The following is a 22,295-nucleotide window of genomic DNA, read 5'->3' as shown; positions in this document are numbered from 1 at the left end:
ACGATCGTTCTTTTCATGTCCTCAACCGCCTTCACGACGCCGCCGTTCCATCGAATATCATGACATGCCCTTCACATATACGATGGCGCCGCCGCGATAATTGAGAAACCTGGTGAAGCATCCTACACAATCACCGGCAGCCGGCGACAGCCCGGCTGAGGATGAGAGGACGCCCGCCGATGCGCAGCAGATCACCCGACATCAGGACCGGCAGCGCCGGCGACGGCACCCCGATCGACGTCGAGCGGCTGTTCCACAGCGCCGGGATCGTCAGCGGCGCCTTCGACAGGCTCGACGACGGCCTGCGCGGGCGGGTCGAGAAGCTGGTGTCATGGGTCAACGGGCAGGTCGTCATGGCCGGCGAGCGCAAGGAAGAGGTCGAGCTTCAGCTCCGCAAGCTGCTCGCCACGCGGCTGCGGCTGGCGGCCGACCGCAAGCGCATCCCGGCGATCGCCGAGGAGCGGATCGAGCGCCCGATCTTCGTGATCGGCTTCGCCCGCACCGGCACCACCCTGATCCACTCGCTGTTGGCGGAGGACCCCAAGGCCCGCGCCCCGCTGTGGTGGCATACGCATGATCCCTCCCCGCCCCCCGGCGAAGTGCCGGTGGTGCCCGAGCGGGTCGAATATACCGGCAAGGAGCTCGACCGGCTGGTCGCCCAGACGCCGGGACTGCTGACCATGCACCCCTATTGGGACAAGCGCGGCCATTGCCTGATCGAGGACGAGGAGATCTTCACCCTCGATTTCCAGAACGCCTATCCCACCCTGCTCTACCGCATGCCGGCGCTGGCGATGATCCTCGACGCCGGCAATGCGCGCGAGGCCTATGGCTTCCACCGCCAGTTCCTCCAGCACCTCCAGTGGAACCAGGAGCCGAAGCACTGGGTGGTGAAGGGCATCTACCACCAGTTCGTGCTGGAGGAACTGTTCGAGGCCTATCCCGACGCGCTCTGCATCTGGCCGCACCGCGACCCGGTCGAGGTGCATCCGTCGACCATGGCGATCACCGCCGTTCTCTACGGCGCGATCACCAACTGGCAGATGGATTTCAGGGAACTCGGCCCGGCCTTCGTCCAGGGCATCGCCCAGTCGGTCGCACAGGCGATCGAAAGCCCCTTCGTCGACGATCCGCGCATCCTGCACGTCGACTTCCGCGAACTGGTCCGCGATCCGATCGCAATCGTCCGCAAGGCCTATGGCCGATGGGGGCTCGACTATGGTCCGGAATTCGAGGCGCGGATGCAGGCGTGGCTCGCCGATCCGGCCAACGCGCCCGATCGCTACGGCCGCTACCGCTACACGATGGAGCCCTATGGCCTGACGCGTGGGATGATCGAGACGGCGTTCGAGGGCTATTGCCGGCGCTTCGGGCTCGGGAAATTCGCATGACCAACCCGATCGCGCCCAATCCGATCGCCAATGCCGACCAGTTCGCCGCCGAGGAAGAGGTGCGGCACATGTGGGCGCTGCCGCAGACCCGCGCGGCGCGCGACCATGCCGCGCAGCTCTGGCGCGTCGGCCACGGCACCGACATTCCCGACGGCCTGCTCGACAGCTTCGACGGCGCCATGGACGGCTGGGTCACCAACTATCTGTTCAAGGCGACGGCGATCGATCCGGCCGCGCCGCGCATCGTCCGCAACTTCATGCCCGGCTATCGCTGGCAGGGCGGCGACGTTCCCGACGCGCGCATGGGCGGCGACAATCCCGACAATTGCTACCGCCTCGCCGGCATCGCGCCGAGGGGCCGCTATCGGGTCAGCGGCCGCATCCTCGACGCCCGGCCCGCCCATGTCTCCTTCACCCTGGTCGAGAATTGGGGAACGTCGGTCACCGCCCAGACGCTCGAACTGCCGGGCATCGCGGTCGACGAGGACGGGAGCTTCGCGATCAGCATCGACGGCGATCCCGCCCTTGGCCGGCCCAATCACCTGACCAGCACGCCGCGCACCAAATTCCTGTTCATCCGCGACAGCATGATGGACTGGGGATGCGAGACCCCGCTCGACCTGAGCATCGAACGGCTCGACGCCGCCGCGCCGCTGGACCTCGAACAGCGGCTCGACGAGGCGCTGCGGCGGATGCGCGAGGACGTGCCGCTCTATTACTGGTTCTTCCGCCTCTCGGCGGGCAAGCCGATCAACACGATGGTCCAGCCCGTCGCGGTCGCCGGCTATGGCGGCCTCGTCACCCAGGCGAGCAGCCTCGGCCGCTTCCATCTGGAGGACGACCAGGCCGCGATCGTCCGCTTCGATCCGGCGGGGGCCTGCTACAACAGCTTCCAGATGGCGATGTGGTGGTATCGCTCGATCGACGCGCACCGCATCCAGTCGGGCCTCACCGCCGCCCAGGCCGAGCATGATGCCGACGGCACGATCAGCCTGGTGGTCTCGGCGCGCGATCCGGGGATCGCCAACTGGGTCGACACGGGCGGGCTCAAGGACCTGCTGCCGATGATCCGCTGGCAGGGCATCCCCGCGACCCAGGTCCGCGAGGGCCCGCGCCACTGGCTCGACATCGTTCCCTTCGCCGAGATCGACCGGCATGTCCCCGCCGACGCGACGCGCGTCGACGCCGCCGAACGCGCCGCCCGCATCGCCCGGCGGCAGCGCGAATGGGACCGGCGGACGACGGCCTAAGCGGTTGCCGCCAGCATCCGGCTCCAGCCATGGAGCCGCTGCCACAGCAGCTCGCGGGTCGAGGCGAAATTGTGCATGTGGGCCATGCGCGGCACGATGAACACGCCGATGTCGGGCGATGCGCGATAGGCCGAAGGCTCGGCGCGCGGATCGGGACAGGTGTCGCGCTCGCCAACCGCGACCAGCACCGGCACCGCGATCCGCGCCGCATCCTCGGCGAAGCAGCCCGGCGTCATCATCTGCACCGCGCAATGCGGGATGGTCAGGCTGCCGAACGCCGGCGCCGTCCGGCGGATCGGATAGCCGCCCACCATGTCGGCCTCCAATATGTCGGCGGGCACGTCCTCCCAGTGGAAGGGATAGACATAGTCCACCCCGTCATGGCTGGTGGTCAGGTGGCTCTGGCTGGCGTCGCCGACGCTGACCTCGGCGAAGCGGCGCTTGCCGAGCTCAAACTCCTCGGCGCTGCGCTGCGGCAGAGCGGTGTGGATCGCGCTGACGCCGCAGGGCGCGATCGCGTCGAAGCTGGCGAAGCGCCCCTGCGCGAGGATGGTGACGCCGCCGCCCATCGACTGCCCCATGCCGACGCGGAACAGGCCCGGACAGGCCGGGAAGCCGGACGCCAGATCGCCCCGCTCGATCATCGCCGCGACCTGGCGGACGCAACTGTCATGGGTCGCGGCGAGGGTCTGGAAGCTGATCCGCGACAGGTCGGGAATGCTGCTCTCGCCCACCCCGACATGGTCGATCGCGACATGGATGGTCCCGCGCGCGGCGTGCCAGGCGGCCTCGTCATAGCCTTCATGGCCCGCGAAGCTCAGATGATAATAGGCCCGCGAATAGCCGCCGCCGGGCACCGCGAAGATCGCCACAGGGCGTTCCGGTATATCCACCGGATCGGGCAGGACGATGCTCACCGCCATCTCGACCGGCTCGCCCAGCCCCGCCGCCTCGCTCACGTCGATCCGCCGCTCGATCCGCTGCATAGTCGCGCTCCCCGCCTCTCTTTGGGATAGGCGCGGACCGTGCCCGATCCGGCGGCCGACCAGAAGGCCGGCGCCCACCTCATCACCCATTCGATGAGATGGGCGGGCCGCTTGCAGCTCAGTCGACCAGCCGCTTCACCTTGCGGTCGCGGTCGAGCGTCGGATCAAGGTAGCGGCCGACTTCATAATCGCCCATGATCGTGGTGCGGCGGGCTCGGCGCGCGCAATGGAGCGGCACGCCGTTGGCGCCGTGGATCACTCGCCAATTGTCCCACACCACCATGTCGTTCTTCCGCCAGTCGTGGAAATAGGCGTGGGCCGGGTCGACGAGATGGGCCGCCACCTCCTTGAGCAGCGCGTCGCTCCCGGCCGCGTCCATGCCGAGGATATAGCGCGCATGCATCGGCGAGAGCTTGAGCACCTTCCGGCCGGTCTCGACCTGGGTGATCACCATCGGGTGGACCACCGGCGGGAAATCATAGGACGGCTCCTTCGACGGCCGCTCGCGCGGCAGCGCGCGGATATCCTCGGGAAAGCCATATTGGCCCGAGACGAAATCGGGGTTGAACAGATAGACGACCTCGAGCCCCTCGATCCGCGCCTTCAGCTCGTCGGGAAGACGCTCCCACGCGCCGACCGCGTCGATGAAGCCGGTCTCGCCCATCTCAGGCGAGGGCATCTCCATCCGCAGCACCGCGCCGCGCACGATGGTCGGCATGAAGGATTGGTCCCAATGCCAGCCGAGCCAGCCGGCGCGGTCGATCCCGCCGACATTGTAATGCTGCTGGAAGCGCGGCGCCTTGTCGTCAGGATCATAGGCCAGGGTCATCATGAACCTGTTGTCGGGATCGTTCATGTCGGCGGTGGCGGCGGGCTCCATCTCGCCGAAGACGGCGCTGAGCCGCATCTGCGCCGCATCGTCCTGCTCGGCGCCGCGGAACAGCAATATGCCATGCTCGATCCAGGCGGCGCGGATCGCCGCTTCGGTCGCCGCGTCGATCGGCCGGCTCAGGTCGACGCCGACGATCTCGGCGCCGAAGCCCGGCGCCAGCGGGCGGATGGTCAGGCCCTCGGCCCTGGTGTCTTCGATCAGCATGCTATGGCCTCCGGTTGATATAGGGTCCTTCGTAGATCCTGGACGCAGCGATAGGCGTCGCGCACCGCCTCGCCGATGCGGCCGACCCGCACCGCGTCGCCGATCGGCACCACCGGCACGGGCAGGTCGCGCAGCGCCTCGGCAAGCGCCGTGTCGGGCACCAGCCCATGCGCCAGCAGCACCGCCGCCGCCGGCTGGCGCCGCGTCTTGCCACCGCTTTCGAGCAGGACGTGATCGCCCTCGATCGCGGTCAGCAGGCTATGGTCGGCGACGGTGATCGCGGCGTTGGCGCGCAGGCGCTGGAGCAGGTGGATGCGGTAGAGCGGCTCGGCGTTGCGGGCGAGCATCGCCGCGTCGGAACGGGTCGCCAGCAGGACATGGTGGCCCTGCCCGGCGAGATGCTCGGCGGTCTCGGTTCCGGTCTCGCCGCCGCCGTAGATCAGGATCGGCCGCTCGGGCGAGGACGGCGGAAGCTCGACGTCGCCGAGCAGCAGCGCGAAGGCGGGATGGACCGGCAGCCCACCCGATCCGCCCAGTTCGAGCGGCGCGAGCCGCGATCCGCCCGCGACCACCACGACGTCGGGCCGTTCCGCGTCGACCGTCTCCATCGTCGCCTCGGTGCCGAGCCGCAGGTCGACCCCGCTCGCCGCCAGTCGCCGCTGGAGGAAGTCGTGATACCAGAACAGCTTCTCCTTGTTCGGCGGCGTCGCCGAGGTGATCAGGTTGCCGCCGGCGGTGCGGCGCTTCTCGAACAGCGTCACCGCGAAGCCGGCCTGGTCGAGCAATAGCGCGGCGGCGATCCCGCCCGGCCCCGCACCGACCACCACCGCGCGCCGGCCGCACCCGAAGGTGTCGATCGGCGGATCGGTCTCATGGCCGCAGCGCGGATTCTCGGCGCAACTCACTCCCCGATTGCTGCCGGTCTCCTTGATGCACCAGTTGCACGAGGTGCAGGGGCGGATGTCGTCGGCGCGCCCCATCCGCGCCTTGTTCGGCCACAGCGGATCGGCGAGCAGCGCGCGGCCGAGCGAGATCATGTCGGCATCGCCCGCCGCGACCGCCGCCTCGGCCATCTCCGGCCGGCGGATCACCCCCGCGCAGATCACCGGCTTGCCGGTCGCCGCGCGGATGCGCCGCGCCATCGGCAGGCGCCAGCCCTCCTCGATCGACATCGGCTCGACGATCACGTCGACCCGGTCGAGCGAGCCGCAGGAGATGTCGATCGCATCGACCCCGGCCTCGCACAGGCGCGGCGCGATCCGCTCGCCGTCCTCGATCGTCAGCCCGCCCTCGATGAAGTCGGACACCGACAGGCGGTAGAGCAGCGGCATGTTGCCGATCGCGGCGCGGACCGCCTTCACCACCTCCAGCGGAAAGCGCAGCCGCCGCTCGAAATCGCCGCCCCATTCGTCGTCGCGGCGGTTGACCAGTGGCGAGAGGAATTGCTGGAGCAGATAGCCATGCGCCCCGTGGAGCATCACTGCGTCATAGCCGCACTGCGCGGCCAGCGCGGCGGCATCGGCATAGCGCCGGACGATCCGCGCGATCTCATCCGCCTCCAGCGCGCGCGGCACCGCGTTCAGGTAGAGCGACGTGAGCGGCACCGCCGACGGCGCGACCGGCTGCCGCCCCAGCACCGACTCGCGCGACTGGCGGCCGGCATGGCTGAGCTGGACGCAGGCCCGCGCCCCGCCCGACTGGATCGCCGCCGCCAGCTTGCCGTGGCCCGAGCGGTAGAAGGGGGAATCGAGGCGAAGTTGCGGCGCCATCGAGCTGAAGCCCTCCTGCCCGTCGACGCAGGTATATTCGACCACGACCATGCCGACGCCGCCAAGAGCGCGCTCGCGATAATAGGCGATCGCCTCCTTCGAGACCGAACCGTCGGCATTGCCGAGATGGCTCTCCATCGGCGCCATGACGATGCGGTTCTTCAGGCGCAGGTCGCGGATCGCGAACGGCGCGAACAGATGCGGGAAGCCCAAGCTCCTCTCCCTCCTTCTATCTTGGAATGGAGAATAAGCCCGCCATCTTGACGATATAATCCCTTCGTTTTTGAAGATACTTTTTAGTATTCCGGGATAATCAGCCACCCTGCCCCGCCAGCACCGCCATGCCTTCGAGCATCAGGCCGGGCCCCAGTTCGCGAGCCACCTGCTCGCGCAGCCGGGTGGTGAGGGCGATCCGGGCGTAGCGCATCGCCAGCGGCGGGCGCGCGGCGATGGCGCGAGCATGGTCCCAGGCGCGGTCGAGCAACGCGGCGCGCGGCAGCACCTCGCCGACGATGCCCAGCGCCAGCGCCTCCTCGGCGCCGATCTCCTGCCCGGTCAGCAGGAAATAGCGGCCGCGATTGGGGCCGAGCAGCATCGGCCAGACGGTGTGGACGCCGTCGCCGGGCACCACCCCGGCCACGCCATGCGCCTTGTCCGCGAATATGGCGGTGTCGGATGCCAACACGATGTCGGCGAGCACCGCCAGTTCGGCATGGATGAAGGCGGGGCCGTTGACCGCGGCGATGACCGGCACCTCGATCGCGAGCAGGTTGTTGAGCAGGCTCCGCCCCTCGCGGAAGATCACGTCCCAGACCGCCGGGGACATGGGCGGCGGCATCTCGCCCTCCATGTCGAATTCGGCGCAAAAGCTGTCGCCGGTGCCGGTGAGGATCAGCGCGCGCAGATCGGGATCGGCGGCGATCTCGGCGAAGGCCTGGCCCAGTTCGCGGTGCAGCCCGCCCCACAAGCCCCAGCGCGCGGCTTCACCCTTGTGATGGATTCGCAGTTCGAGGATGCCGCCCTCGCGTCGCAGCGCGATTGTCTCGTATTTTCCGCCCATGGCCTCTCCTTCCGGCTGTTCCGCCGCGCACTATACTATGTAGTGCGTACTTGATAGATGGAGCGAACGGAAGAGACGGGACCAGAGGGAGAGGCGCGATATGGCGGTGGCGAACAAGGTCAACGAGGCGGTGCAGCGCACCCTCGATTCGCTCGTCGCCGACGGGCGCGAGATCGGCGTGCAGGTCGCGGCCTGGGTCGGCGAGGAGCAGGTCGTCGACTGCTGGGCCGGCATCGCCGATCCCGACACCGGCCGCCCGGTCGACGGCGACACGCTGTTCAACGTCTATTCGGTGTCGAAGGCGGTCACCGCCACCGCGCTGCACATCCAGGTCGAGCGCGGCCTGGTCGATTATGACGCACCTGTCGCTGCTTACTGGCCAGAGTTCGCACAGGCCGGCAAGGGTGACGTCACCGTTCGCCACGTCCTCGGCCATGTCTCGGGCGTGCTGCGCATGCCGTCCGACGTCACGCCCGAGCTGATGACCAACTGGGACTGGATGTGCGGCCGCATCGCCGAGATGCCGGGCGCCTATCCGGCCGGCAGCCGCTCCTCCTACCAGTCGATGACCTTCGGCTGGCTAGTCGGCGAGGTGGTCCGCCGCACCGATCCTAGGCGCCGCCCGTTCGGCCAGTTCGTCCGCGAGGAGATCGCCGAGCCGCTGGGCGCGACCGACCTGTGGTTCGGCATTCCCGCCGAGGTCGAGCCGCGCATCGCCAGGCTCGACGCCGTCGCCGTCTATGTGATGCCCGACGGCAATGCGATGCGCGAGGCGCAGCCGCTGGTCGTCGACCTGATGCCCGACCCGTTCGAGCGCCCCTATGTCCGCCGCGCCTGCATCCCGGCGGTGGGCGGCATCTTCAACGCGCGCAGCGAGGCGCGCTTCTGGGCGATGCTCGCCAATGGCGGGCAGCTGGGCGGCGTCCGCCTGCTGTCCGAGGAACGGGTGGCGAGCTTCGCCGGCCCGCGCCCGCATTTCGACGACGCCGATCCGGTGTTCTTCGGCATGAAGGTGCCGATCGGCTGGGCGGGCTTCTGGCTGGGCGGCGCGGAGGCTCCGCCCGTTTCCAGCCCGCGCAGCATGCGCGCGCTGTGCCATCCGGGCATGGGCGGGTCGATCGGCTGGGCCGATCCCGACCGCAAGCTCGCGGTCGCCTTCTGCCACAACCGCATGTTCGACACGATCGAGATCGACCAGGACAGCCGCACCCTGATCGGCGACGTGATCCGGGCCGCGCTGTGAGCTGGGACTACATCATCGTCGGCGCCGGATCGGCCGGTTGCGTCCTGGCCGACCGGCTGTCCGCCAATCCCGCGCACCGGGTGCTGCTGCTGGAGGCAGGCCCGGAGGACCGCAGCCCCTTCATCCACATGCCGCGCGGCGTCGCCAAGCTCTACACCGATCCGCGCCACGTCTGGTATTTCCAGACCGAGGCGCATGACGACGTGCCCTCCGAGACCTGGATTCGCGGCAAGATGCTCGGCGGCTCCTCCTCGGTGAACGGGATGATGTATTTCCGGGGCCAGCCGCAGGATTATGACGGCTGGGAGAGGCTCGGCGCCAAGGGCTGGGGCTGGAATGCGATGGGCCCGGCCTTCCGCGCGATCGAGCGGCACGAGCTGGGCGAGGACGAGGTGCGCGGCGGCAGCGGCCCGCTCGGCATCAGCATCGAGCGCGAGCGGACCCCGCTGACCGAGGCGTTCATCGCCGCCGGCGAGCAGATGGGCCTGCCCCGCGTCGAGGACCTCAACCGGCCCCGGCAGGAAGGCGTCGGCTACGCCACCCGCACGATCTGGAAGGGCCGCCGCCAGAGCACCTCCCGGACCTTCCTCAAGCAGGCGCGCGGACGGCCCAACCTGCGCGTCGTCACCGGCGCCACGGTCGACCGCATCCTGTTCGACGGCCGCCGCGCGATCGGCGTCGCCGCGACGGTCGGCGGCGCAGCGCAGCGCTTCGATGCCGAGGGCGAGGTCATCCTGTCGGCGGGATCGCTGATGTCGCCGCAGATATTGCAGCGCTCGGGCGTCGGCAACGCCGCGCATCTCCAGGCGATCGGCATCGCCCCGGTGATCGACAGCCCCGGCGTCGGCGAGCATCTGCTCGAGCATCGGCTGATGATGATGCAGTTCGACATCGCCGTGCCCTACAGCCACAATCCGCAACTGCGCGGCCTGCGCCTCGCCGCCAACGTCCTGCGCTATTATCTCAGCCGGTCGGGGATGATGGCGGTGGCCTATGGCACGGTCGGCGCCTTCGCCAGGGTGCTGCCCGAGTCCGAGACCTCGGATATCGAGATATTGTTCTCGCCGGCGGTGGCCATGCCCGACGCCAAGGGCAATATGGTCGTCGATCGCGGCCACAGCGTCCAGCTGTTCGGCTATCCGCTGCGGTCGCGCAGCGAAGGCTGGGTGCGGATCGCCTCGGCCGATCCGAACCAGCCCGCGCAGATCCATGCCGGCTATCTGACCGATCCCTATGACTGCGCGGTCACCGTCGCCATGCACCGCTATATCCGCGAATGGATGCGCCAGCCGGCGATCGCGCCGATGGTGATCGGCGAGCGCGAGCCGAGCCGGTCGATGCAGACCGACGAGCAGATCCTCTCCGCCTTCCGCAGCCAGGGCCAGGCCGGCTACCATGCCTGCGGCACCTGCCGGATGGGCGATTTCGACGACGCCGTGCTCGACGAGAAGCTGCGCGTGCGCGGCGTCGACGGACTGCGCGTGGTCGACGGATCGATCATGCCGGCGATGGTCTCGGCCAACACCAACGGCCCGATCATGGCGGCGGCCTGGCACGCCGCCTCGCTGATCCTCGAAGGGCGCAACCGCTAGTGCGCTGGACTCGGCCCTTGCGAGACGGTCTAAAGCGGTCATGAGCAACGCCGCCGCGATCGACGCCGCCCCCGAGCCCCGCACCCGCCGCCGCCGCCGCACCCGCGAGGACGTGGTCGAGCGCATCCGCGCGGCGGCGCGCGAGCTGTTCGCCGAGCGCGGCTACGCCTTCGCGACGACCAAGGAGATCGCCCGCCTCGCCGACGTCAGCGAGACCCTGCTGTTCCGCTATTATGGCGACAAGGCGACCCTGTTCGACGAGGTGGTGACCGCGCCGTTCAACCGGCTGATGGAGGACTTCGTCGCCCTCCACCCCGATCCGCGCGATCCCAACCGCGACGCCGACGCGCGGCGCTTCGTCCGCGCCGTCTACACCCTGTTCGAGCAGAACCAGGAGATGTTCCGCGCGCTGCTGTTCCAGATGCCGGCCGACGGCCGGGGGCAGCCCGCCCTGCCCTTCGGCGGGCTCGACAATTTCTTCGAGAAATCGACCACCTATGCCGCCCAGGACGGCGCGACCCGCGCCGATACCGCCATCGCGGTGCGTCTGGGCTTTGGCATGATCGCCTCGGCGGTGCTGTTCCAGCCGATGCTGTTCCCGCCGCACACCGACCGCGAGGCGCTGATCGCGGCGCTCGAGCAAATGATCGCGGATATGATGTGGCGGGGCCGCTCCGATTGACAGCGGCGACGGCGCGCTCTTATGTAGTGCTCACTTCATATAAGGTGGTGAGCGATGGAGAGCGCCGTCCGGATCCAGGAGTTCGACGATCCGAACTATGATCCGTTCAATTCCGACGAGATCAATTTCGGCGATCATGCCGATCCCTATCCGCTGATCGCGCGGTGGCGCGCCGAGGCGCCGGTGATCGAGGGCGGCTACCGCCCGCTGATGGGCCTGCCCGCGGCGCTCTACCCCGACCGCAAGATGTTCACCGTCGTCGGATCGCGCGAGGTGAACGAGGTGCTCACCGACACCGATCGCTTCTCCAACGCGGGCTACAAGTTCAACCTGGGCGTCACCTTCGGCCAGGGCAGCATCAGCACCATGGACAATCCGGAGCATGGCCGCTGGCGCCGGATCTTCCAGAAGATATTCCTGCCCCAGTATGTGAAGAAATGGGGCGAGACGATCGTCGATCCGGTGGTCCACGGCCTGATGGGCAAATTCCTGCCGCTCGGCCGCGCCGACCTGATCGAGCAGTTCACGCTGCGCTATCCGTTCGAGGTCATCTACCACCAGCTCGACCTGCCCGAGGAGGACGTCCGCACCTTCCAGCGGCTGGCGCTCGGCCAGACCGACTATGTCAACCATGAGAAGGCGATCGAGGCCGGGCGCAAGCTCGGCGACTATTTCACCGCGCTGGTCGAGGAGCGCCGGCGCGATCCGGGCGACGATCTCGTCAGCCTGCTGGCGTCGACCGAGGCCGACGGCGAATATCTGCCGCACGAGGTGCTGATCTCCTTCCTGCGCCAGCTGATGAACGCGGCCGGCGACACCACCTATCGCGGCACCAGCATCCTGCTGACCGCGCTGCTCGAACATCCCGACCAGATGGAGGCGATCCGCGCCGATCGCGGGCTGATCCCGCAGGCGATCGAGGAGGCGTTGCGCTGGGACGGGCCGGTGGCGGTGCAGATGCGGATGGCGGCGGTAGACACCGAGCTGGCCGGCGTCGCCATTCCGGCCGGGTCGCTGCTCGACGTGGTGGCGGGCGCGGCCAATCGTGATCCGGAGATCTATGCCGATCCCGATCGCTTCGACATCTTCCGCGATCGCAAGCCCCATTTCGCCTTCTCGCGCGGGCCGCACATCTGCGTCGGCCAGCATCTCGCGCGGGTGGAGATGACCCGCGCGCTGCACGCCGTGCTCGATCACCTGCCCGGGCTGCGCTTCGATCCTGACGAGCCGCGCCCGCGGATCCAGGGCTCGATGATGCGCGTGCCCAGGCATCTCCACGTCCGTTTCGGAGACTGACCGCATGCCGACCATCATCGTCACCACCCGCGACGGCCAGGAGCTGAGCCTGGAGGCCGACACCGGCCTGTCGCTGATGGAGGTGATCCGCGACGGCGGCGCCGACGAGCTGCTGGCGCTGTGCGGCGGCTGCTGTTCCTGCGCGACCTGCCATGTGAAGGTCGACCCCGCCTTCCTCGCCGCGCTGCCGCCGATGAGCGAGGACGAGAGCGACCTGCTCGACAGTTCGGACCATCGCGACGCGACCTCGCGCCTGTCGTGCCAGATCACCGTCGACGATGGCCTTGCCGGCCTCCGCGTCGCCATCGCGCCGGAGGATTGAGCCATGGCCGAGGACATCCGCTTCGACGGCCGCGTCGCCGTCATCACCGGAGCCGGCAACGGGCTCGGCCGCGACTATGCGCTGGAGATCGCGCGGCGCGGCGGCGCGGTGCTGGTCAACGACCTGGGCGGCAGCGGCGCGGGCGTCGGCGCCTCGCGCAACGCCGCCGACGCGGTGGTGGACGAGATCCGCGCCGCGGGCGGCAAGGCGGCCGCCAACCATGACAGCGTCGCCACCCGCGCCGGTGGCGAGGCGATCGTCGCCGCCGCGGTCGAGGCGTTCGGCAAGGTCGACATCGTCATCAGCAATGCCGGCTTCCTGCGCAACGCCCGCTTCGAGGATATCGACGACGACAAGCTCGACGCGCTGATCGACGTCCATCTGAAGGGCGCCTTCTACGTCGCGCAGCCCGCCTACCGGATCATGCGGCGGAACGGCTATGGCCGCTTCGTCTTCACCGGATCGGCCAGCGCGATGTTCGGCCATGCCTGGCAGGCCAACTACGCCGCCGCCAAGGGCGGTCTGATGGGGCTGAGCCATATCGTCGCGATCGAGGGATCGGCCTATGGCATCACCTCCAACCTGCTGATGCCAACCGCCCAGTCCCGGCTGATGGCGGAGATGGACGACGGCTTCATGGAGATACCGGACTTCGCCCGGTCGGTGCAGGAGGCCGATTATTCGGCGGTGCAGGACCGGCTGCTGCCGGCGTTCAACACCCCCCTCGCCCTCTATCTCGCCAGCGAGCGATGCCGGACGACCCACGGCATCTTCAGCGCCAATGGCGGCCGCTATGCGCAGGTGCTGATCCAGGCGACGCAGGGCTGGATTTCCCCGGCGGGGCCCGAGGCGCCGAGCGTCGAGGACGTCGCCGGGCATTTCGACCGGATATGCGACGCCACGACGCTGCACCGGCCGATGACCGTCTATGACGAGTTCAACGCCGTCGCCGCCGCCGCGCGCGAGCGCGACGCAGCCGCCGTCCCCGCCGCCTGACGCCGAGACCGGAGGAGCATCGATGCACGACGTGACGGAAAGAGCGCTCGCCCCCCGGCCGGACCATGTCCCCGCCGATCTGGTCCGCGATTTCGACCTCTACGACATCCCCGGCGCCGCCGAGGACATCCAGGCCGCCTATCGCGCCATCCAGCAGGCGTCGCCCGACATCTTCTGGACCCCGCACAATGGCGGCCACTGGGTCGCCACGCGCGGCGAGGACATTATCGAGATGCAGCGCGACTACAGCCGCTTCTCGCACCAGCATATCGTGCTGCCGCCGATGCCGGACGCGCCGCGCCAGATTCCGCTGGAGATGGACCCGCCCGAGCACGCCCGCTACCGCCGCCCGCTGATGCAGGCACTGATGCCGTCGATCGTCGCGGAACTGGAAGCGAAGGTGCGGCAGGTCGCCATCGATGCGGTCGAGCGGCTGCTGCCGCGCGGCGAATGCGAGTTCGTCGAGGATTTCGCCAAGGTCCTGCCGATCCACGTCTTCCTCGCGCTGGTCGAGCTGCCGCTCGACGACAAGGCCTATCTGCTGACCCTGGCCGAGGACTCCGTGCGCGGCCGCGATGCCGAGACGCGCGGCCGTTCGCAGCAGCTCATGGGCGCCTATCTGCTCCCCTGGATCCGCGCGCGCCGCGAGACACCGGGCAACGACCTGCTCAGCAAGCTCGTCAACGTCGACATCGGCGGCGAGCGCATCTCCGAGGCCGAGGCGACCTCCTACGCCACCCTCGTCCTGTTCGGCGGGCTCGACACGGTGGCCGGCATGATCGCCTTCATCGCCCGCTTCCTGGCCCAGAATCCCGGGCAGCGCCGCCAGCTGGTCGAGCGGCTCGACGACGACGCCTTCGTCAGGAATGCGATCGAGGAGATGGTCCGCCGCCACGGTCTCGCCAACACCGCGCGCGTCATCGCCAGCGACTTCGACTATAAGGGGGTCAGCTTCCGCGCCGGCGACCGCATCCTGCCCGCCAACCTGTTCGTCGGCGTCGACGACCGGCTCAATCCCGACCCGCTGGTGGTCGACTTCTCCCGCGAGAAGCCGGTCCACGCAGCCTTCGGCAACGGCGCCCACGCCTGCCCCGGCGCGGTGCTCGCCCGGCGCGAGATCCGCATCTTCCTCCAGGAATGGCTGAGCCGCATCCCCGACTTCCGGATCAGGCCGGGCACCAGCCCGGTGCTGGCGACCGGCATGGTCAACGGCGTGCTGCGGCTGGAACTGGTCTGGCCCTGATCGCCGGCCGGTGGCACAAGCGCCGCCATGCCCAAGAAACCGATCGAGGAGCTGGAAGCCGGACGCGACTATTATGCGCGGCTGCTGCCCGAGCTCGACGTCGAATATTTCGCGACGATGTGGCACCTGTCGACGGTCGGCCATCTCGTCGCGACCGACCTCGACCGGATCGCGCGAAAGCTCGGCTACAGCTTCGCCGACGTCCATCTGCTCGGCAGCCTCGGCCGCGACCGCCGCCGCGCGTTGCGGGCGACCGATCTCACCTCGATCCTCTATGTCTCGAACGCGGTGCTGTCGACGCGGGTCGCCCGGCTGGAGAAGGACGGCCTGCTGGTCCGCGAACGGTGCGGCGACGACAAGCGCGCCTTCGAGCTGCACCTGACCGACAAGGGCCGCGCCCTCATCAAGGATGCGATATCGCTGATCGCCAGCGAAGCGAAGATCGTCCAGCTCTTCCGCCGCCTGGCGGCTATGGATCGCGAGGCGTTGAGCCGGATTCTCGGCGAGATGCACGAGCAGCTCGACCGCGACTTCGTGGGCGTGCCCCACGGTGATGATTAGGACCCTAAACAATTCGCCGTTCAATTCGCAGCCGGGCCCGGCGTAAATTTCCCGCACCAGACAATGGAGGACGGGATGACGGGTGCGGCGCAGGCCAGGCCACGCGACGAAGCGGTTGAACGGGAGCTCAAGACCGGGGCGGATCACGCCTTCGATCCGCTCGATCCGGAGACGGTGCGCAATCCCGGCCCGGCCTATTCCGAGCTCGCCGCCAAATGCCCCTTCTACCATTATCAGGGCGACGAATATCAGTTCTACATCACCAGCGATTACAAGGAGATCCGGGACAAGGTCCTCTCCGACAATCCGGTGTGGTCGTTCAAATGGGGCGACGGGCCGATCGACTGGGCCGAGTTCAGCGACTTCGGCATCCTGACCGATCCGCCCTTCCACCTCGAATATATCGCGGCGCTGCGCAAGGGCATGACCCCGTCGCGGATGAAGTTCTACCAGCCCGAGGTCGAGGCGATCGCCGAGGAGCTCGTCGCCGGCCTCGAAGCCCGCGCCGACAAGAGCGGCAATTTCCACGACCTGTTCGCCCTGCCGCTGCCGGCGCGCACCATGTGCTTCATGCTCGGCGCCGACCAGGCGATGTACGCCGACTACAAGCGCTGGGCCGACGAGCTGCAGTCGCTGCTGTTCAACGACAAGAACCCCGCCGCCGAGCAGTCGCTGATCGCCGAGATCATGCCGCATTTCATGGGGCTGATCGAGGAGCGCAAGGCGCTGCTGCGCGACGCCGGCATCGACGACCCGACCCATGAGCATTGGGGCACGGTGCTGCCGTTCGACTATATCTCGCTGGGCCTGGTCAGCCGGGTCGAGGGGCGGCGCTTCAACGACCAGGAGCTGTTCCAGATCTGCACCGCCTTCCTGACCGGCGGCCAGGAGACCACCACCAGCCTGCTGACCAACGTGGTGTGGCGGCTGCTGGAGAAACCCGAGCTGTGGGAGCAGCTCAAGGCCCACCCCGAACTGGTCGAGAATGCGATCGAGGAGAGCCTGCGCTTCGATCCGCCGATCAACTCGCATTTCCGCACCAGCCTGTGCCCGGTGACGATGCACGGCGCCGAACTGCCCGAGCGCAGCAAGCTGATGTTCTCGATGATGGGCGCCAACCGCGACCCCGCCATCTTCGAAGAGCCCGACATGTTCCGGATCGATCGCCCGCTCAACCAGGTGAAGCGTCACCTCTCCTTCGGCTATGGCGTCCATTTCTGCCTGGGCGCGCCGATCGCCCGGCTGGAGGCGCAGATCGGCCTGCGCAAGCTGGTCGAGCGGCTGCCGAACCTGCGCCTGACCGGCGAGACCGAGCGGATCGACAGCTGGATGTACTGGGGCCGCCGCCGGCTCCCGGTCGCCTGGGGCTGAGGGCGGCGAGGAGAGGACCCATGAAAGCCCGTATCCCCAAGATCGATTACTCGCAGGTCCGCCCGCATTGGGCGCCGAACCGCGAGTTCGCGCACAACGTCAACGCCTCCTCGACCATCCCGGTGTTCGTCGAGCCCTGGCTGATCAAGGTGATGAACAAGGCCAAGGCGGCGCTGCCCGCCGGCGAGACCCGGCTCCATGCGGTGATCGACATCTTCATCGCGCAGGAGGCGCAGCATTATCGCCAGCATGCCGGCTTCAACCGCCGCATCCGGGAGGCCTATCCCGAGATCGTCGAGCATGAACGGCGCATCGAGCGCGAATATCAGGAGATGCTCGACCGCCGATCGCTGAAATATTGCCTCGCCTATTCGGAAGGGTTCGAGGCGCTGGGCTCGCTCGGCGCGGTGATGTGGTTCGACAAATACCGGCCCTATCTGGAGGGCGCGGACTATGAGGCGGTCGCGCTGTGGAAATGGCACATGGCCGAGGAATATGAGCATCGCGAGGTCTGCTTCCAGCTGTTCCGCGCGCTCTACGCCCGCAGCCTGTGGGGCCGTTTCTGGAACGGCTGGCTCTATCGCTGCTACGGCTTCGTCCGCACCGTCCGCCACCTCGGCGCCTACACCAACCGCGTCGCCCAGACGCTGATCGATGCCGATCGCCGGTCTATGACGCCCGAGGAGGTCGAGCGATCCAGGGCGAGCGTCAAGCAATTCCAGGCGCATATGCGCAGCACCGCGGGCGCCGAGATCCTCAAGGTCTTCTCCCCCTTCTACAACCCCGCCCGCCGGCCAGAGCCGCGCGGCATGGCCGCCTATCTGGAGCGGTTCGAGAAGGGCGGCGACATGGGCCGCGCGGCGGCCTGACGGCGATGGTCGAACCCTTCCGCATCGACATTCCCCAGGCGAAGCTCGATCGGATCGCCGCCAAACTTGCCCTGTGCGAGGTCGGCTATGCTCCCGAGGATGACGCCGACTGGCGCTACGGCACCGACGCGCGCTGGCTGGCGGGGCTGCTCGACCATTGGCGCACCCGCTACGACTGGCGCCGCTGTGAGGCCGCGCTCAACCGGCTGCCCCATTTCCGCACGGATCGACAGGATCGACATCCTTCATCCATGTGCGCGGCGCGGACCTGCCCGCTGCTGCTGACCCATGGCTGGCCGGGATCGGTGCTCAAATTCCTCGGCATTGATCGAGCCGCTGGCGGCAGTAGGGGTTCGACCTCGTCATCCCGTCGCTGCCCGGCTACGGCTTCTCGTCCCGCCCGCCCCGGCCGATCGGACCCGCCGGGGTCGCCCGGCTGTGGCGCAGGCTGATGACCGAGGCGCTCGGCTATCCCCGCTTCGGCGCGCAGGGCGGCGACTGGGGATCGGCGGTGACCGCCGCGCTCGGCGCCGGCCATGGCGACGTGGTGAGCGCGATCCACCTGAACCTGTTCATGGCGCCGCCCGCGACCGACGGCGACGATGCCGAGACGGCGGCCTATCGGCAGAAGCTGTCGGCGATCCAGCTGCGCGAATCCGCCTATATGATGGAACATGCCACCAAGCCGCAGACGATCGGCCTGGCGCTGGCCGACACGCCGATCGGCTTCGCCGCCTGGGTCTGCGAGAAATTCCACGGCTGGGGCGACACCGGCGGCGACATCGAGAGCCGCTTCCCGAAGGACTGGCTGCTCGACAACATCATGACCTATCTGGTCAACGACGCGGTCCAGTCGGCGATCTGGATGTACCATACGATCTTCACCGAGGCGCGGCCGGGCGAGCGGATCGAGGTGCCGACCGGCCTCGCCCTCTACCCCGCCGAGTTCATGCCCTATCCGCCGCGCAGCGCGGCCGAACGCGCCTTCAATGTCGCAGACTGGCAGGAGATGAAAGCGGGCGGCCATTTCGCCGCGCTGGAGGAGCCGGCGGCCTTCGCCGACAATGTCGGGCGCTTCTTCGCGCAGATATCACAGGGCTGAAGGCTGGCGCCGCGCGTTTGTCGGGCGGCGGACGTGGGAATAGGCTTGGCGGGACATGAGGAGTGGACAGATGGCTGAGTTCGATATCGTCGTCCGCGGCGGATCGCTGTACGACGGCACCGGCGGCGAACCCTTCACCGCCGACGTCGCGGTCAAGGACGGGCGGATCGTCGCGGTCGGCACCGTCGAAGGCAAGGGCGCCGAGGAGATCGACGCGCGCGGGCGGATCGTCACCCCCGGCTTCGTCGACGTCCACACCCATTATGACGGGCAGATCACCTGGGAGAACCGGCTCGCGCCGTCGTCAGACCATGGCGTGACCACGGTGGTGATGGGCAATTGCGGCGTCGGCTTCGCTCCGGTGAAGCCGGGCGACCATCATCTGATGATCAAGCTGATGGAAGGCGTCGAGGACATCCCCGAGGTGGTGATGGCCGAGGGCGTGCCGTTCGACTGGGAGAGCTTTCCCGACTATCTCGACGCGCTCGACAAGCGCGAGAGCGACATCGACTTCGCCGCGCAGCTCCCCCACTCGCCGCTCCGCGTCTACGTCATGGGCGAGCGCGGCGCGCATCTGGAACCGCCGACCGAGCAGGATCTGGCGGAGATGCGGCGGCTGACCGCCGAGGCGATCGAGGCCGGCGCGCTGGGGGTCACCACCTCGCGCAGCTACGCCCATCGTTTCCGCACCGGCGAGCTGGCGCCGTCGGTGCCGACCGAGGACCAGGAGGTGCTGGCGCTCGCCGCCGGCCTGCGCGACGCCGGCAAGGGCGTGTTCCAGATGGTGCCGAGCTACGACGTCACCGCGCGCCAGCGCTTCGACCTGCTGCGCGACATCGCCAAGACTTCGGGGCGGCCGGTCTCCTTCACCTTCATGCAGACCCCGCAGACGCCGGGCGACTGGCGCGAGACGCTGGCCGACCTGGAGCAGGCCAACGCCGAAGGGCTGGAAATTCGCGGGCAGGTGATCCCGCGCCCGACCGGCGGCCTGCTCGGACTGGAGCTATCGCTCCATCCCTTCGCGCTCAACCCGAGCTTCCGCGAGATCGAGCATCTGCCGCTCGACCAGAAGGTCGCCCGGATGCGCGCCCCCGACTTCCGCAAGCGGCTGATCTCGGAATCGCCCGAGGACCCGCAGCCCTTCTTCAAGTTCATCGTGTCCGATCTCGACGCCCTGTTCGTGCTGGGCGATCCGCCCAACTACAACCCGAGCGCCGAGGACAGCATCGCCGCCAAGGCGCGCGCGCAAGGGATCGACCCCAGGGAGCTGATCTACGACGCGCTGCTCGAACGCGACGGCCATGAAGTGCTCTACCGGCCGATGGGCAATGCCGAGGGCGAGAAGTTCGAAAGCTCGGGCCGCCACCTCGTCAAGCATCCCTATACGGTGCCCGCGCTCGGCGACGGCGGCGCGCATTACAGCATGATCTGCGATGCGGCCTACACCACCTATTTCCTGACCTACTGGGTCCGCGACGCCGACCCCGATCGCCGGATCGAGCTGCCCTATGCGATCCGCAAGCTCGCCTATGAGCCGGCGCGGACGGTGGGCCTCGACGATCGCGGACTGGTCAAGCCCGGCTACAAGGCCGACCTCAACGTGATCGACATGGAGCGGCTGCACCTCCATGCGCCGCATGCAAGCTACGACCTGCCGACCGGCGGGCGGCGGCTGTCGCAGCGCGCCGACGGCTATGAGGCGACGATCGTCAGCGGCGTGGTCACCTATCGCAACGGCGAGCCGACCGGCGCGCTGCCCGGCCGGCTCGTTCGCGGCGGCCGCTCCGCCCCCGTCGCCGCCTGACCGATCGAACGAAGGAACCGCCATGTCCGATGCCGCGCTGACGCCCGAGCTTATCGCCTTCGTGCGCGAGCAGAAGGATCGCTTCGACATCCAGCAATGCCTGCTCCGCTACACCCGCGGCGTCGACCGGCACGATCGCGCGCTGATGCTGTCGGCCTATTGGCCCGACGCCTTCGACGAGCATGGCGTCGCCGAGGGCGAGGCCGCCGCCTTCGTCGACTGGGCGATCGGCTGGCACGGCGAATATCAAACCAGGCACCAGCACATCATCGCCAACCACAGCCTGGAGCTGGACGGCGACACCGCCCATGGCGAGACCTATTATGTCTTCTGGGGCGAGAACCGGATGGGCCCGCCCACCCTCGCCTTCGGCCGCTATGTCGACCGCTTCGAGAAGCGCGACGGCGAATGGCGGATCGCCCACCGCGTCTGCGTCAACGAGAAGGCCGGGCTGTTCATGGAGAACCGCCTGCCCGAGGAGGCCGAGGCGATGCTCTACAAGTCCGGCCCCAACCGCCGCGACAAGGGCGACATCTCCTACCTCCGCCCGCTGACCCGCAGCCGCTAGAATTCGTCATTCCCGCGAAAGCGGGAATCCACGGTCACGGAACATTCCGTCTCTTGCGGCCCGCCGTCCATGGATTCCCGCTTTCGCGGGAATGACGACGGGGATGGAGGACATGGCTCTAACTAACTCGGAACTAAGCTAAAGCCGCCAGTCGATCCGCTCCGCCAGGAAATCCATCGCCGCGCGCACATAGGGCAGCGCGTAGCGGTCCTTGGCGCTCATCAGCACCACCGGCAGGGTCGGCGTCGTCCAGTCCTCCAGCACCCGCAGCAGCGTCCCCGATTGCAGCGCGTCATGCGCCAGCATCTCCAGATTCTGGGCGATGCCGAGGCCCGCGGCGGTCATCGCCATGATCGCGGCGCCGTCGTTGAAGGTGAAGGCGGCGGGCGGGCGGATGCGCACCCGCCGGCCGTTGCGGACGAAGCTCCACGGATTGCCGCCCGGCCCCTCGACGCTCGCATAGAGAATGCAGCGATGCTCGTTGAGGTCCTCGGGCGTCTCGGGAATGCCGTGGCGATCGAGATAGTCGGGCGCGGCGAGGCAGCAGAGCCGGGTGGCGCCGAGCGGCACGGTGATCCAGCCCGCGAGCGGCGCCTCCCCCACCCGCAGCAATATGTCGAAGCCGTCGGCGCGGAACACGGTGCCGCGATCGCCGAGGCTCAGATCGACGACGATGCCGGGGTGGAGCCGGTGGAAATGCTCGAGCGCGGGGACGACGAAGCCATGGCCGATCGAGGCGGGCGCGTCGATCCTCACCCGGCCGGACAAACCGCTGCCGGGCTTCAGCGCATTCTCCGCCTGGACATAGGCATGGAGCGCGGAGCGGGCATGGTCGAGCAGCTCGCGGCCGTCCTCGGTCAGGTCGACGCGGCGAGTGGTGCGGTTGAACAGGCGCACGCCGAGATGCTCCTCCAGCCGCGCGACGTGGAGCGTCATCATCGCCGCCGACATCCGCATCCGCGCCGCCGCGCGCGAGAAGGAGCCCAGCTCCGCCACCGCCACGAAGGCCTCCATCGCCGTCAGCCGGTCCATCGCCATTCCCGAATAGTAGGCCTCGCTGAATACCCATTATCATTGACTATCGAATGATGGGA

The 22,295-nt window shown here is 68.5% G+C and carries 21 protein-coding genes; 16 read left to right on the top strand and 5 right to left on the bottom strand.

Annotated elements, in window-relative coordinates:
- Positions 1-179 precede the first annotated feature (179 nt).
- Together HRJ34_RS03975 and HRJ34_RS03970 are read left to right on the top strand one after the other, a co-directional pair.
- Positions 180-1,391: a sulfotransferase family protein gene (locus HRJ34_RS03975; protein ID WP_208633418.1), complete on the top strand. Its 1,212-nt coding sequence runs from the start codon at positions 180-182 to the stop codon at positions 1,389-1,391.
- Positions 1,388-2,641, top strand: a complete 1,254-nt coding sequence (locus HRJ34_RS03970; RefSeq protein WP_208633417.1) for a hypothetical protein — start codon at positions 1,388-1,390, stop codon at positions 2,639-2,641. Before HRJ34_RS03975 ends, HRJ34_RS03970 begins: the two co-directional genes overlap by 4 nt.
- Here the strand turns inward: HRJ34_RS03970 and HRJ34_RS03965 are convergent.
- The 4 genes from HRJ34_RS03965 to HRJ34_RS03950 form a co-directional block, all read right to left on the bottom strand.
- Positions 2,638-3,627 (bottom strand): alpha/beta fold hydrolase, encoded by a 990-nt coding sequence (locus HRJ34_RS03965; RefSeq protein WP_208633416.1) that lies wholly within the window; start codon positions 3,625-3,627, stop codon positions 2,638-2,640. The two genes, HRJ34_RS03970 and HRJ34_RS03965, sit on opposite strands and share 4 nt — an antisense overlap.
- A 118-nt stretch (positions 3,628-3,745) precedes the next feature.
- Positions 3,746-4,723 carry a TauD/TfdA dioxygenase family protein gene (locus HRJ34_RS03960; protein WP_208633415.1) on the bottom strand — a complete coding sequence of 326 codons (978 nt, stop codon included), beginning with the start codon at positions 4,721-4,723 and terminating at the stop codon, positions 3,746-3,748.
- A complete protein-coding gene (locus tag HRJ34_RS03955) occupies positions 4,717-6,705 on the bottom strand; it encodes an oxidoreductase (RefSeq protein ID WP_208633414.1) in 1,989 nt (662 codons plus the stop codon). Before HRJ34_RS03955 ends, HRJ34_RS03960 begins: the two co-directional genes overlap by 7 nt.
- 100 nt (positions 6,706-6,805) lie before the next feature.
- Positions 6,806-7,552 carry an enoyl-CoA hydratase/isomerase family protein gene (locus HRJ34_RS03950; protein WP_011951219.1) on the bottom strand — a complete coding sequence of 249 codons (747 nt, stop codon included), beginning with the start codon at positions 7,550-7,552 and terminating at the stop codon, positions 6,806-6,808.
- A 100-nt stretch (positions 7,553-7,652) separates the two neighbouring features.
- On the opposite strand from HRJ34_RS03950, the gene HRJ34_RS03945 reads away from it, so the two are divergent.
- The 14 genes from HRJ34_RS03945 (at position 7,653) to HRJ34_RS03885 (ending at position 21,201) form a co-directional block, all read left to right on the top strand.
- Positions 7,653-8,795 (top strand): serine hydrolase domain-containing protein, encoded by a 1,143-nt coding sequence (locus tag HRJ34_RS03945; RefSeq protein WP_208633413.1) that lies wholly within the window; start codon positions 7,653-7,655, stop codon positions 8,793-8,795.
- On the top strand, positions 8,792-10,387 hold the full coding sequence (locus HRJ34_RS03940; protein WP_208633412.1) for a GMC family oxidoreductase: 1,596 nt from the start codon (positions 8,792-8,794) through the stop codon (positions 10,385-10,387). The genes HRJ34_RS03945 and HRJ34_RS03940 overlap by 4 nt, the downstream gene beginning before the upstream one ends.
- Positions 10,388-10,427: 40 nt before the next feature.
- A complete protein-coding gene (locus tag HRJ34_RS03935) occupies positions 10,428-11,069 on the top strand; it encodes a TetR/AcrR family transcriptional regulator (protein ID WP_011951216.1) in 642 nt (213 codons plus the stop codon).
- A gap of 54 nt (positions 11,070-11,123) precedes the next feature.
- Positions 11,124-12,365 (top strand): cytochrome P450, encoded by a 1,242-nt coding sequence (locus HRJ34_RS03930; protein ID WP_208633411.1) that lies wholly within the window; start codon positions 11,124-11,126, stop codon positions 12,363-12,365.
- A 4-nt stretch (positions 12,366-12,369) separates the two neighbouring features.
- Positions 12,370-12,687 (top strand): 2Fe-2S iron-sulfur cluster-binding protein, encoded by a 318-nt coding sequence (locus HRJ34_RS03925; RefSeq protein ID WP_208633410.1) that lies wholly within the window; start codon positions 12,370-12,372, stop codon positions 12,685-12,687.
- 3 nt (positions 12,688-12,690) lie between these two features.
- Entirely contained in the window at positions 12,691-13,683 is a 993-nt protein-coding gene (locus tag HRJ34_RS03920) for an SDR family NAD(P)-dependent oxidoreductase (RefSeq protein WP_208633409.1), read from the top strand.
- A gap of 22 nt (positions 13,684-13,705) precedes the next feature.
- Entirely contained in the window at positions 13,706-14,926 is a 1,221-nt protein-coding gene (locus HRJ34_RS03915; RefSeq protein ID WP_208633408.1) for a cytochrome P450, read from the top strand.
- 27 nt (positions 14,927-14,953) lie between these two features.
- Positions 14,954-15,487 carry a MarR family winged helix-turn-helix transcriptional regulator gene (locus tag HRJ34_RS03910; protein ID WP_016744542.1) on the top strand — a complete coding sequence of 178 codons (534 nt, stop codon included), beginning with the start codon at positions 14,954-14,956 and terminating at the stop codon, positions 15,485-15,487.
- A 75-nt stretch (positions 15,488-15,562) separates the two neighbouring features.
- The gene (locus tag HRJ34_RS03905) at positions 15,563-16,858 is read left to right on the top strand and encodes a cytochrome P450 (RefSeq protein ID WP_030090028.1); all 1,296 of its coding nucleotides are present in this window, start codon (positions 15,563-15,565) and stop codon (positions 16,856-16,858) included.
- Positions 16,859-16,878: 20 nt separating this feature from the next.
- Complete coding sequence (locus HRJ34_RS03900; RefSeq protein WP_208633407.1) at positions 16,879-17,727, top strand: metal-dependent hydrolase; 849 nt, start codon at positions 16,879-16,881, stop codon at positions 17,725-17,727.
- 5 nt (positions 17,728-17,732) lie between these two features.
- Positions 17,733-18,179, top strand: a complete 447-nt coding sequence (locus tag HRJ34_RS29135; RefSeq protein ID WP_226949036.1) for an epoxide hydrolase N-terminal domain-containing protein — start codon at positions 17,733-17,735, stop codon at positions 18,177-18,179.
- Complete coding sequence (locus HRJ34_RS03895) at positions 18,092-18,829, top strand: alpha/beta fold hydrolase (protein ID WP_226949189.1); 738 nt, start codon at positions 18,092-18,094, stop codon at positions 18,827-18,829. The genes HRJ34_RS29135 and HRJ34_RS03895 overlap by 88 nt, the downstream gene beginning before the upstream one ends.
- Before the next feature lie 70 nt (positions 18,830-18,899).
- Positions 18,900-20,633, top strand: a complete 1,734-nt coding sequence (locus tag HRJ34_RS03890) for an N-acyl-D-amino-acid deacylase family protein (RefSeq protein WP_208633406.1) — start codon at positions 18,900-18,902, stop codon at positions 20,631-20,633.
- A 22-nt stretch (positions 20,634-20,655) separates the two neighbouring features.
- On the top strand, positions 20,656-21,201 hold the full coding sequence (locus HRJ34_RS03885; protein ID WP_030090032.1) for a nuclear transport factor 2 family protein: 546 nt from the start codon (positions 20,656-20,658) through the stop codon (positions 21,199-21,201).
- A gap of 138 nt (positions 21,202-21,339) precedes the next feature.
- On the opposite strand, the gene HRJ34_RS03880 is transcribed toward HRJ34_RS03885, so the two are convergent.
- Positions 21,340-22,233, bottom strand: a complete 894-nt coding sequence (locus tag HRJ34_RS03880; protein ID WP_208633405.1) for a LysR family transcriptional regulator — start codon at positions 22,231-22,233, stop codon at positions 21,340-21,342.
- Positions 22,234-22,295 lie beyond the last annotated feature (62 nt).

Source organism: Rhizorhabdus wittichii, from assembly GCF_017607425.1.
GTDB classification, from domain to species: Bacteria; Pseudomonadota; Alphaproteobacteria; order Sphingomonadales; family Sphingomonadaceae; genus Rhizorhabdus; species Rhizorhabdus wittichii.
The sequence above is the reverse complement of the archived record's forward strand: the minus strand, read 5'-3'. Positions and strand labels throughout refer to the sequence as shown.

Bases quoted from the DNA above. Each gene is read 5' to 3' on its own strand.
- HRJ34_RS03975 (WP_208633418.1), top strand. From the start codon at position 180: ATGCGCAGCAGATCACCCGACATCAGGACCGGCAGCGCCGGCGACGGC.
- HRJ34_RS03970 (WP_208633417.1), top strand. From the start codon at position 1,388: ATGACCAACCCGATCGCGCCCAATCCGATCGCCAATGCCGACCAGTTC.
- HRJ34_RS03965 (WP_208633416.1), bottom strand. From the start codon at position 3,627: ATGCAGCGGATCGAGCGGCGGATCGACGTGAGCGAGGCGGCGGGGCTG.
- HRJ34_RS03960 (WP_208633415.1), bottom strand. From the start codon at position 4,723: ATGCTGATCGAAGACACCAGGGCCGAGGGCCTGACCATCCGCCCGCTG.
- HRJ34_RS03950 (WP_011951219.1), bottom strand. From the start codon at position 7,552: ATGGGCGGAAAATACGAGACAATCGCGCTGCGACGCGAGGGCGGCATC.
- HRJ34_RS03945 (WP_208633413.1), top strand. From the start codon at position 7,653: ATGGCGGTGGCGAACAAGGTCAACGAGGCGGTGCAGCGCACCCTCGAT.
- HRJ34_RS03935 (WP_011951216.1), top strand. From the start codon at position 10,428: ATGAGCAACGCCGCCGCGATCGACGCCGCCCCCGAGCCCCGCACCCGC.
- HRJ34_RS03930 (WP_208633411.1), top strand. From the start codon at position 11,124: ATGGAGAGCGCCGTCCGGATCCAGGAGTTCGACGATCCGAACTATGAT.
- HRJ34_RS03925 (WP_208633410.1), top strand. From the start codon at position 12,370: ATGCCGACCATCATCGTCACCACCCGCGACGGCCAGGAGCTGAGCCTG.
- HRJ34_RS03920 (WP_208633409.1), top strand. From the start codon at position 12,691: ATGGCCGAGGACATCCGCTTCGACGGCCGCGTCGCCGTCATCACCGGA.
- HRJ34_RS03915 (WP_208633408.1), top strand. From the start codon at position 13,706: ATGCACGACGTGACGGAAAGAGCGCTCGCCCCCCGGCCGGACCATGTC.
- HRJ34_RS03910 (WP_016744542.1), top strand. From the start codon at position 14,954: ATGCCCAAGAAACCGATCGAGGAGCTGGAAGCCGGACGCGACTATTAT.
- HRJ34_RS03905 (WP_030090028.1), top strand. From the start codon at position 15,563: ATGACGGGTGCGGCGCAGGCCAGGCCACGCGACGAAGCGGTTGAACGG.
- HRJ34_RS03900 (WP_208633407.1), top strand. From the start codon at position 16,879: ATGAAAGCCCGTATCCCCAAGATCGATTACTCGCAGGTCCGCCCGCAT.
- HRJ34_RS29135 (WP_226949036.1), top strand. From the start codon at position 17,733: ATGGTCGAACCCTTCCGCATCGACATTCCCCAGGCGAAGCTCGATCGG.
- HRJ34_RS03890 (WP_208633406.1), top strand. From the start codon at position 18,900: ATGGCTGAGTTCGATATCGTCGTCCGCGGCGGATCGCTGTACGACGGC.
- HRJ34_RS03885 (WP_030090032.1), top strand. From the start codon at position 20,656: ATGTCCGATGCCGCGCTGACGCCCGAGCTTATCGCCTTCGTGCGCGAG.
- HRJ34_RS03880 (WP_208633405.1), bottom strand. From the start codon at position 22,233: ATGGACCGGCTGACGGCGATGGAGGCCTTCGTGGCGGTGGCGGAGCTG.